Origin of the sequence: Shinella sp. JR1-6, from assembly GCF_004284735.1 — a bacterium.
GTDB lineage: Bacteria > Pseudomonadota > Alphaproteobacteria > Rhizobiales > Rhizobiaceae > Shinella.
This window is the reverse complement of sequence record NZ_SHMI01000061.1, coordinates 1-9,727: the sequence shown is the minus strand read 5'-3', so window position 1 is coordinate 9,727 and position 9,727 is coordinate 1. Positions and strand designations below refer to the sequence as shown.

Annotated in this window: 7 protein-coding genes, 4 pseudogenes and 1 other annotated feature; of the genes and pseudogenes, 4 read left to right on the top strand and 7 right to left on the bottom strand. The window is 58.6% G+C overall.

Annotation, left to right across the window (positions count from 1 at the left end; translation table 11 throughout):
• Positions 1-515: 515 nt before the first annotated feature.
• Positions 516-2,000, bottom strand: coding sequence for a SulP family inorganic anion transporter (locus EXZ48_RS33400; RefSeq protein ID WP_130521306.1), 1,485 nt, complete (start codon positions 1,998-2,000; stop codon positions 516-518).
• Positions 2,001-2,069: 69 nt separating this feature from the next.
• Positions 2,070-2,125: a sequence feature (sul1 is cis-regulatory element that is thought to sense ions involved in sulfur or methionine metabolism; They are found in Alphaproteobacteria), on the bottom strand.
• A gap of 85 nt (positions 2,126-2,210) precedes the next feature.
• Here EXZ48_RS33400 and EXZ48_RS33395 point away from each other — a divergent pair.
• Entirely contained in the window at positions 2,211-2,588 is a 378-nt protein-coding gene (locus EXZ48_RS33395; RefSeq protein WP_037405224.1) for a GFA family protein, read from the top strand.
• Positions 2,589-2,653: 65 nt separating this feature from the next.
• Here EXZ48_RS33395 and EXZ48_RS33390 read toward each other — a convergent pair whose 3' ends face one another.
• Together EXZ48_RS33390 and EXZ48_RS33380 are read right to left on the bottom strand one after the other, a co-directional pair.
• Positions 2,654-4,009, bottom strand: a complete 1,356-nt coding sequence (locus tag EXZ48_RS33390; protein ID WP_023516470.1) for a chloride channel protein — start codon at positions 4,007-4,009, stop codon at positions 2,654-2,656.
• Between the two features lie 483 nt (positions 4,010-4,492).
• Positions 4,493-4,591, bottom strand: a pseudogene (locus EXZ48_RS33380) (IS110 family transposase); the annotation flags it as partial.
• Positions 4,592-4,626: 35 nt separating this feature from the next.
• On the opposite strand from EXZ48_RS33380, the pseudogene EXZ48_RS35685 reads away from it, so the two are divergent.
• Positions 4,627-5,016 (top strand): annotated as a pseudogene (locus EXZ48_RS35685) (IS5 family transposase); the annotation flags it as partial.
• The gene (locus EXZ48_RS35680; protein ID WP_245290333.1) at positions 4,971-5,363 is read left to right on the top strand and encodes a transposase; all 393 of its coding nucleotides are present in this window, start codon (positions 4,971-4,973) and stop codon (positions 5,361-5,363) included. The pseudogene EXZ48_RS35685 and the gene EXZ48_RS35680, both read left to right, overlap by 46 nt.
• A 76-nt stretch (positions 5,364-5,439) precedes the next feature.
• Here EXZ48_RS35680 and EXZ48_RS35670 read toward each other — a convergent pair.
• The 4 genes and pseudogenes from EXZ48_RS35670 to EXZ48_RS33360 all read right to left on the bottom strand — a co-directional run.
• Positions 5,440-5,661, bottom strand: a pseudogene (locus tag EXZ48_RS35670) (IS110 family transposase); the annotation flags it as partial.
• Positions 5,662-6,143: 482 nt separating this feature from the next.
• Positions 6,144-6,977, bottom strand: coding sequence for a DUF3313 domain-containing protein (locus EXZ48_RS33370; RefSeq protein WP_081870489.1), 834 nt, complete (start codon positions 6,975-6,977; stop codon positions 6,144-6,146).
• Between the two features lie 178 nt (positions 6,978-7,155).
• On the bottom strand, positions 7,156-8,487 hold the full coding sequence (locus EXZ48_RS33365; RefSeq protein ID WP_024270016.1) for a HAMP domain-containing sensor histidine kinase: 1,332 nt from the start codon (positions 8,485-8,487) through the stop codon (positions 7,156-7,158).
• A complete protein-coding gene (locus EXZ48_RS33360; RefSeq protein ID WP_024270015.1) occupies positions 8,487-9,158 on the bottom strand; it encodes a response regulator transcription factor in 672 nt (223 codons plus the stop codon). Before EXZ48_RS33360 ends, EXZ48_RS33365 begins: the two co-directional genes overlap by 1 nt.
• 239 nt (positions 9,159-9,397) lie before the next feature.
• On the opposite strand from EXZ48_RS33360, the pseudogene EXZ48_RS33355 reads away from it, so the two are divergent.
• Positions 9,398-9,589 (top strand): annotated as a pseudogene (locus EXZ48_RS33355) (IS110 family transposase); the annotation flags it as partial.
• Between the last annotated feature and the right edge of the window lie 138 nt (positions 9,590-9,727).

Sequence of the window (9,727 nt, the reverse complement as noted above, 5' to 3'; positions counted from 1 at the left end):
AGACCAGCGTCGACGGCGCTCAACAGACGTGATCACTTCAATCGGATGCTTCGTCATAGGACTATCCCTAGTGTTTGCACTAGGACTTCCGATGTTCAGCGTCACCTCACAAGGCGGCCCTCACCGTGGGCTTACGTCGGAGCGGCCCAGCCAGCGCGCGATCCTGACACATGCACGTCTTTCATGGCCTGCGCCGTCTACGATGCGACACAGCGGCATCTCTAACTCAAGCGGCCAATCGGGCAGAAGCAGCTCCATTGGGAGCCCGTCGAATTGATCGCGCGTGTAAAAGAGCCTGCGTGCACGATGGTTCCTGCGGCATCAAAAATAAAAGCTGCAGTTGGACATGCGTCGCGAGATGCAAATAGTACCGCGTCAGGCATCGTCACTCCAAACGGTACGGCCTTTTTCAAGGCCGCAATTCCGTTACGGTATCGTGCGAAGGTAACGATGGCGTTGATGGAGCTGAATCCTCATTGCGCGACGGTGGCCGAAGCGTAAGGTGGCCTACGGGCTCAATTTGCCGATCCTGAGAGCGAAGCGTGCTCCTTGTCGTGCAGCGCGAACCGATCAAGCATGTGTGCACTCGCCTCGTTGACGCCGATGACGGCGACCTCGATACCCTGGCACCGGTATTTGAGGACGATTTTGTCGAGCGCGCCGACGGCCGTGATGTCCCACAGATGCGCCTGCGTGACGTCGATAGTCACCTTGCGCAGCGTCTCGGTGAAATCGAACGCCGCCGTGAAGCTTTCCGCCGACGCGAAGAAGATCTGGCCGTCGACATGGTAGGTGCGTTCCGTACCCTCCGCACCCAGCGTCGAGCGCACGTGGAAGAGCTTGGCGACCTTGCCGGCGAAGAACACGCCGGAGAGCAGCACGCCGACGAGTACACCCTTGGCAAGGTCATGGGTGCCAACCACGGTCGCGACCGTTGCCAGCATTACGATGGAGGAAGACAGAGGATTGCGGCGCAGGTCGAGGATCGAGCGCCAGGAAAAAGTGCCGATCGAGACCATGATCATGACGGCGACCAGGGCTGCCATCGGAATGATGCGCACGAGATCGTCCAGCACGAGGATGAGGAACAGCAGGAAGGCGCCTGCGACGAAGGTCGAGAGACGTCCACGGCCGCCGGAGGTGACGTTGATCACCGACTGGCCGATCATGGCGCATCCACCCATGCCGCCGATGAGGCTGGAAGCGATGTTGCTCGCTCCCTGACCGATACATTCCTGGCTCTTGGAACTCGGCGTATCCGTCATGTCGTCCACGATCTGTGCAGTCAGCAGTGATTCCAGCAGGCCGACTGCGGCGAGCGCCATGGAGTACGGGAAAATGATCTGCAGCGTCTCGAAGGTCAGCGGCACCTGGGGCAGTGCGAAGATCGGCAGCGCGGAGGGTAGTTCGCCGAGATCGCCGACCGTGCGCAGGTCCAGGCCGCCCCAATAGGCGACGCCGGTCAGCACGAGGATCGCGACCAGCGGCGACGGGATGGCCTTGGTGACATAAGGGAAGAGATAGATGATCGCGAGGCCCGCCGCGATCATCGCATAGGTCAGCCCCGGCACACCGATCAGCTCCGGCAGCTGCGCCATGAAGATGAGGATCGCGAGTGCGTTGACGAAGCCGGTGATGACGGAGCGCGAGACGAAGCGCATGACGCGGCCGAGCTTCAGAAAGCCCGCACCGATCTGGATGAAGCCCATCAAAAGCGTTGCCGCGAAGAGATATTCCAGCCCGTGCTCCTTGACGAGCGTGACCATCAGAACGGCCGTCGCCGCCGTGGCGGCGGAGATCATGCCGGGCCGGCCGCCGACGAAGGCGGAGACGCAGGCGATGGCGAAGGAGGCGAAGAGCCCGATCTTGGGATCGACGCCGGCAATGACGGAAAATCCGATGGCTTCGGGAATGAGGGCAAGCGCCACTACGATGCCGGAGAGAGTATCGGCGCGAATGTTCGAGAACCACTCACGCTTGTAGGTCGTCAGATTGAACATGAAAAGTCCGCAAGAGTAGTGCATCCAGACCGGATGATGTCCGGCATGTGAACTGGTTTGATGCTTTTGCGTTGTCTGGCGGATCGGCGGCCAGAAGAGCCACCCGGATTTTCACCGGGTCCGGGGTGAATGAACCCCTTATAGAAAATGCTGTGCAGCGGTCAACGGCGATTTGGCATAAGATTTGGTTGAACCTGGGAGAAGGCACGAATGAAACGGAAGGCTACCTGTTCCTGCGGCGCGCTTTCGCTTGTCGCGCAGGGCGAACCGGTGACAGTCTCCGTCTGCCATTGCCTGGAATGCCAGCGCCGGAAAGGCTCCGCTTGCGGGATTGCTGTGTTCTTTGCAATTGGAATGACCGAAGTCGCCAGCATATCTACGGTGTTATCCCGGATCGGCGACCGCGGCAAGCCCGTCGAGTTTCACTTCTGCCCTTCCTGCCGATTCACCCTCTTCTGGGAGCCAGACTTTCGCCCTGGCATGACGGCTTTGGCTCTTGGCTGCTTTGAGGAGAAGGATGGACTGGAGCCAACACAACGCGTCTTTGATCACCATCGGCATCCGTGGGTCATGGTACAGACCTCCTGAGAGCGTTTCCACCTTTCCTCGAAGCGGCGATCACTGTTCGTTTGGCAGGAATTACTCTGACCGGCTCATATGTCAGTCTCTCCGGAGCCTTTTCCGGCCGCCCGCCGCATTCGGATGGCGGCTGCGATAAAGACGCGGGAGAGGCCGTGATAGAGTGGCTCGCGCGAGAGAATACGGGACGTAAGATAGCCGAGCATCGAGACGGCCATGATGGGAATCACCGCCTCGTGGTCGCCCGTCATTTCGAGAATGATGACAAAGGCCGTCATCGGCGCCTGCACGACGCCGGCGAAGTAACCCGCCATGCCAAGCACGGCGGCAAGCGCGATGCTGGTTCCGAGGAGTGAGCCCAATGTGCTGCCGAGGCCCGCGCCAACGGAAAGGGAAGGGGCGAAGATACCCCCCGGAATGCCTGACAGCATCGAAAGGAAGCCGGCGGCGAACTTTTCCAGGAAGAACAAGTGCGGCAGGGCTTCGCCCTGTACGGCGCCCTTGGCCTGCTCATAGCCGGTGCCGAAGGTATCGCCACCCGAGAGCACGCCTATAGCGGCGATGGCCAGTCCGCAGCAGAGAGCCAGCAGCACCATGCGCTTCATCGGCTCGGGCTGTGCCCAGCGTCGGATGCGCTGCCCGAAATGCTGTGCCATGCCACTGAAGATCGCGCCGAGCGCTCCGCCACCGATGCCGCAGGCCAGGACCAGCGCCCAGTCCCGCATCTGAACGGGCGCGACCGACGTCGATCCGAAATAGTGGTAGCTGCCTGAAAGGCCGAGCGCTGCAAGGCCGGAGATGATGACGGCGGCAAGCACGAGACCATTGGTGCGGGCTTCATAGGTGCGGCCCATCTCCTCTATCGCAAAGACGATGCCGGCAAGCGGGGTATTGAAGGCGGCGGCGATGCCGGCAGCCGAGCCCGCGAGAATGAGGCCGCGGGCCTGCGCCATGCCGCCGAAGCGACCGGCGGCCAGCATGATCGAGGCACCGACCTGTACCGTCGGCCCCTCTCGGCCGATGGAGGCGCCGCAAAGAAGACCGAATACCGTCAGGAGAATCTTGCCGAAGGCGATGCGCAGGGACAGCAAGCGGCCGCGATCCTCCTCGTCCTTGAGATGCCGCGCGGCGATTGCCTGGGGGATGCCACTGCCCTGCGCGTTCGGAAGAAAACGCATCGCCAGATAGGCCGAGAGGGCGAAACCGGCCGGGGTTATGAGAAGCGGAATGAGATAATTCCATTCGCCAGCCGTTGTCATGCTTGTGAAGCCGTGCTGAGCGAGGTCGGCAAGCTTGGCGAAGCCGACGCTGACAACCCCGATGGCGAGCGCGCCGCACCAGAAGATGAGGCGCGGACGCCAGAGGGAAAACGAGCCCCAGAAGACGCGGGACCGACGCAGAAGCTTGGATTTGCGATAGAATGCGGGCATCGTCTTGCTTCGATCAAATTTGGCAATGGCGGGCTATCGGCTGGCGGCTGGTCCAACGTGATCGCCGGCCGGCCGGTGCCGCCGGTCTATGAACCCATACCCTACTTCACCCGAATGGCCGAGCGCGAATCCAGGTGATGGGGGTGATGCAGGTTCATTCAAAGGGCGATAGGCCTGAAAATCGCGGCCATTCGGTTTCTGGAATACATCCAGATCGAATTCCGGAAGGATCGCAAGCAGATGGTCGATGATATCCGACTGGATGCCTTCTTAGACGTCCCAGGCCGGTGTCCTGGTGAAACAGTAAACCTCCAGAGGTAGGCTGTGTGCGCTGTAGGTTACCCGAAATCGACGGAGACCATCACTCGGTCGGAAAAAATGTCCAGCAACAGTCGCGACGGGCACGACGCGCTGGCGACCGTCATAGAATTTCTGCACCCCAGCGACGAGCTCATGGTGACTCGGCTCGGCCGATTGGGCCGCGATTGTCGGTCGGGTCACCGCCTCACAGATCGCTTCCGCATCCTTTGCATCGTTCTTCTGCCGCTTCACGTACGGTTTGACGCAAGACGCCGGCATTAGCGTTCGTGGACAAAGGTTGACTGCGGAAGCGGTTTTTGATTCAAGGCTTTCATTTGGAGGTAGCCTTGGGCGAACGGATCGGTTTGACGGACGAGGAATGGGCGGTGATCGGCCCGCTTCTTCCCCCCGAGCAAGGACGCGGATGCCGCCCTGCTCAGGACAATCGGCGCTATTTCGAAGGCATGATGTGGATGGCGCGCACGGGTGCGCAATGGCGACACCTGCCTGATGAATACGGCAAGTGGAACAGCGTCTTCCGCCGATATCGACGCTGGGTCGAGACCGGTGTGTTCGAAGCAATGCTCGAAACGCTGGCAGAGATGGTCGAGCGGGATCGAAGCGCCGACATGATCGACAGCACAATTGTCCGGGCACATCATTGTGCGGTCGGCATAAAAAGGGGTCTCAGGAGACCGAGGCGCTTGGTCGATCGCGCGGCGGCTTCACCACTAAGCTCCATGCCCGCTGCGATGCGAAAGGTCGACCGCTCGGCTACGTCCTGACGCCCGGGCAAACGCACGATACCCAAGGCTTTGCGCCCTTGTTCCGCATGATCTCCGATCGGATCGAGGCTTTCCTCGCCGACAAGGGTTACGACGCCGACGCCATTCGCGACGAAATCGCCAGTGCCAAGGTCGAGGCTGTCATCCCTTCAAAAAGCAACAGGCGCGAGCCGATCCCGCACGACAAAGCCAAAATACAAATGGCGCAACCAGATCGAACGGCTCTTCAACAAGCTCAAGAACTGGCGGCGCGTTGCGACCCGCTATGACAAGACCAAAGAATCCTACCTCGGTTTCGTCGCAATCGCCGCAGTCAAACTATGGATACCCTTTGTCCACGAACGCTAATCGAACCTCATGCTCGAGATTAAACAAAACTCGAGCCCAATGATGAGCAGTGGCGCAGGCCTCTATGCCGATCAGACAAGGTGAGAGCTGACTGAAAAAGCTGACGACCTCTGTCCGCCGGAGCTTCCTCCGCAAAACGAAGCCGCCATTTTACTCGACGCCGTAGACCTGAAGAACGTGCTTAGCGATATCAAGGCCGACTGTGGTAAGTTCCTTCATGGACGGTTCTCACGATTGTGGCCTTTGACAGCCACAGTATGGCACAGCGATGCCGGGTGCGGAGGCCGTCCGCCTCATTACTCCATTGGCCCCATGGTTCGTCGCGTGTATGTTGTACGAGGATGGCGTCAGCCAACAGGGCTCGCTGAAGGGCGGTAGACACAATCCGGTCTCAATGCAAACTCAAAATCGGGTGCCCGTGCGTCAGATTTGGCGGGATTTTTCCAAGTCGACGCATAAGGGCGCAGGAGGAGAACGCCAGCCGCGTTTCACCGTTTGCCAGCTCACCATAGTCGCCGTATTCGTGAAGAAAGCTACCAACCCGGCAACTCCAGTGTCGTCGCGAGTTGCCTCGACGCCGCCTTTGAGATCGCGACAAAATAGCCTGCTGATTATGGGATGTCCTCGAAAGGGTGGGCCATCACATAATCAACAATACCCTGCCGTCAGTCAGTTCTGACGCAGCAAGATTTTCCCGATCATCATCTCGCATCCGAAGGCATCTGTCTTTTCTCGGTCCATTGCGGTGGAAGACCGTATTTGCCAGCGACTTTTCCAACCAAGCCTGGAGCTCGCCCGAACGCTTCGCATGCAGTATATTTGTGTCTGCCGCCCAGCCAGGATTTCAGTCGATGTCTTGAAGGAACTGAAATGTCCAACATTTTTGGCTCCTTGCCCGTAGTGAGCACTCGGGAAAAGTCACTGGCAAACTTGCTTGCAAGGCCATAGGCGTCGCCTACCTCCGAATAGCGAGGCTTGTCCTGAATGAAGTTCGCTCCGCGGCTCCACATCATCGCCGCGCGCTGGACATTCGAGCTATCGGTTGCTTCGGCCTCTACGGCGAGGCCGCCGAGGCCGAATGGTATGCGCGGTATGCCAACCAGGGGGATATTGCTTGGGATCGCGAAGCCGCCGCCGACGCTGGCGATAGTCGCTGCTGCCGCGACACCCTTGTTAGTCGGGACTATATCGGTGACCACGGAACGGACCGTAAGGTCGGCAGGTCGTCCGGAGGGAACCAGTTGATACTTATCGCTCAACGCCACACACAGTGCACGGTCCATCGCATTGGAAACGAGGAAACGGTCGGCTTGCGACTTGATCCGAGATGCGGCGTCGAAGGAGAAGCTTGTCGGGATGATCCGGACCGTCTTCACTCGTACAAGTTCCTGCCCCTCCACGAAAATCCGCTTCTTGCCCAGCTTGCCCTTTGCGGGGCCGAGCTTGCTGTAGGAGGTAAGCGCTCCACTCTCCTTGATTGGAACCGAAGTGCATCCCGATGCCGCAATGGCGGTTGTCAGGAGCAAGGCTACCATAGATCGTCTTCGGGCCGGACGGTCAAGCAAACGATGATAGAGATGAGGGTTGCTGTTCACTTCATTACTCTCCGACGCTGATCGCGTCGGGGACAGTCTGCGCGGAGGATTGCCGCAGCATTACGAGAAAGCTCCAGCCGCGAAAATCAGGAGCGAGCACTTGCGTACTGCCATCAGCTCAAAGGAAAAGCTTTACAACCGTGCCGCGCCGGTCACTCTGCATCAAAACACGTCCGCCATGGTTGTCGACTATCTGCTTGACAAGGCTCAGGCCTAACCCGGATCCTTCGCTTTTCGGGGTCACCCGATAGAAGGGTTCGAACACCAGTTCTTGATGTTCCTCTGGTATGCCCGGCCCTTGGTCGGCTACCGCAATCGAGCCATCCGCCGAAACCGAAACGGCAATCTCTCCGCGACCCTCACCGTGGTCGATAGCATTGCGGATAAGGTTGCTGACTGCTCTTGCCAGCGCCGGAGCACTACCCTCGCGCTCGAGTTTCACGGTATCGCTCTGGAAGGAAATCAGGAAGCCCGCTGCGATCGCCACGGGGGCGATATCTGCGACCGCTGTCTGTGCCACTACAACCAGATCGACCTTGCCATTCGCTTCCAGCGCCTGATCGTTGCGCTCAAAATCCAAGAGCTGTTCAGCGGTGTCGGCCAGACGCGCAACGTCTTCAAGCAATCGTGAACGTTCCGCTCCTTCGGGCATGCCGTCAATCCGCGTCTGCATGATTGCAATAGGCGTTCTGAGCTCATGGGCCGCGTCGATTAGGAAGCGTTGGCGTTTCTTGGCTTCATTTTCGAGACGATCGAGCGTTCCGTTGAACGCTGTGACGATCGGCGCCACCTCCTTGGGTATGCCGTCGACTGGAAGGCGCGCTCCATGCCGTCGCGGCTCAATCTGCGAAGCCTTGTCCGCCACATCGCTTACGCGTGCAAGTGCGCGTTTGACAATCCGTGGAACGGCGAGAAAAATTGCGGGCAACGACACGACGAGTAGCGAGACATAGATCGGGTATGCCTCTGCTAGGATCGCCACGACCGACGATCCCTTTCCAGCGACGCCACCGAATAAAATCCGCACCTCGCCAAACGGGGTCTTTATGTCGTCGATAGAGGCAATGTCTTTTAGCCCATCGGCTTTGCGGATGTCCGCAGAAACAAACAAGTAGGTAAGTGGCGTGATCGCCGCATAGGGGGCCGGGACGGTGCCGCGGGACACAGAAGCGCCGTCTGTGCCGGCTGCTACAATCCAAAGTTCGCTGTTCTCCGCAAACAAGGCCTGCAGCTGCAGTGTATCTTTCAGTTCCAGGCTCCCTTGCCCATTTCGTGAGATCGCCTGCCTGACCGCTGATTTGATTTCCCTCTCCATCGCAATGTTAGGAGAAAGCACCATAGTGGCATAAACAGACAGTCCAACGAAAACCACACCGATGACAACAGTGATCACAACGCTGAGCTGCCAACTCAGCCTCCACCAAAGCGAACTGCTGGGCGGTGAGCGCATTATTCTTCCTTCAACAGGTATCCGACACCACGAATATTATGGATCGTTACCCTGGCACCAGCATCCAGTAGCTTCTTCCGGAGCCTGGAAATATGGGCGTCGAGAGCATTCGATTGAATTTCTTCCTCGTAATTGTAGACAGCCTCTTCAAGCGCTGAGCGCAAGACTGTCTTGCCCTTCCGCTTGGCCAGCGCCTGAAGCACCAGGAGTTCGCGCCTTGGCATATCGAGACAAGTATCGTCGATCTTGACGGTTAGATGCAGTGGGTCAATCAATAGCCGGCCAATCTGAATATCCCGATTGGCGAGCTCCGGATTGCGCCGCATGAGCGCGCGCACCCGCGCCATGAGTTCCTCGATCAGGAACGGCTTTCCGAGATAGTCATCCGCGCCAAAATCAAGTCCTTCGACGCGCTCCATCGGTTCATTCCGAGCGGTCAAAACGATGATTGGCGTGCTATTGCCTGCGCGCCGTAGCTTCGGGATGAACGTCAGGCCTTCGCCATCCGGCAAGCGGCGATCAAGAAGAATAGCATCGTAGTCGTTCTGCAGAACAAGTTCCTGCGCATGAGTGAGGTACATCGTGTGATCCGCGACGATGCCATGCTTTGCCAGGCCGGCCGTCAATGCGTTGGCCAATTCCCTTTCATCCTCGATCAATAGGAGCCGCATCGTTCCTCCATTCACTTCATTTGGGTCATCTTTGTCCAAAAGATTGCAGCAGCATTACGTGGAGAAAAAGATCGACAGGTAAAGCTGCTGCAATTGTGGAGCCGCAGAGATCGAAGCAACTCAAATGCAACAATTTTAACGGTCGGCCGGCCGGCCGGTCGGCGTCGTGCTGCTAATTATGAGGAATCGACATCATGGCTACAAGTTGGATGAAAGCTCTGGCCCTGACGGGGTAATTCATGGAGGCTTGCGGTAGTGCTCACTACTCGGCGCGTGAGATAACCAAGCTGGGCCATCAAGTCCGGCTGATCGTACCACAGTGCGTGCGCCCATTCGTGAAGCGCCAAAAGAGCGGTGCGGCAAATACCGAAGCGATTGTCATCGCTGCCCAGCGACCCGAGATGCGCTTCACCACGCTGAAACTGGAGGAGCAGATGGCTGGGATTATCCGTTCCGAATGGCTGTGCATCGGCACTCCTCAAGTGCAGCTAGCCCGAATAATTCACGAGGGGTTGGCGGATATGGTTCAAACCGTTGAAATGACGTAGGATTTGGTTGCTTACGCCGAT

What these genes read in the sequence shown, in the direction of transcription:
- EXZ48_RS33400 (WP_130521306.1), bottom strand. Translation starts at nt 2,000, where the DNA reads ATGTTCAATCTGACGACCTACAAGCGTGAGTGGTTCTCGAACATTCGC.
- EXZ48_RS33395 (WP_037405224.1), top strand. Translation starts at nt 2,211, where the DNA reads ATGAAACGGAAGGCTACCTGTTCCTGCGGCGCGCTTTCGCTTGTCGCG.
- EXZ48_RS33390 (WP_023516470.1), bottom strand. Translation starts at nt 4,009, where the DNA reads ATGCCCGCATTCTATCGCAAATCCAAGCTTCTGCGTCGGTCCCGCGTC.
- EXZ48_RS33370 (WP_081870489.1), bottom strand. Translation starts at nt 6,977, where the DNA reads ATGGTAGCCTTGCTCCTGACAACCGCCATTGCGGCATCGGGATGCACT.
- EXZ48_RS33365 (WP_024270016.1), bottom strand. Translation starts at nt 8,487, where the DNA reads ATGCGCTCACCGCCCAGCAGTTCGCTTTGGTGGAGGCTGAGTTGGCAG.
- EXZ48_RS33360 (WP_024270015.1), bottom strand. Translation starts at nt 9,158, where the DNA reads ATGCGGCTCCTATTGATCGAGGATGAAAGGGAATTGGCCAACGCATTG.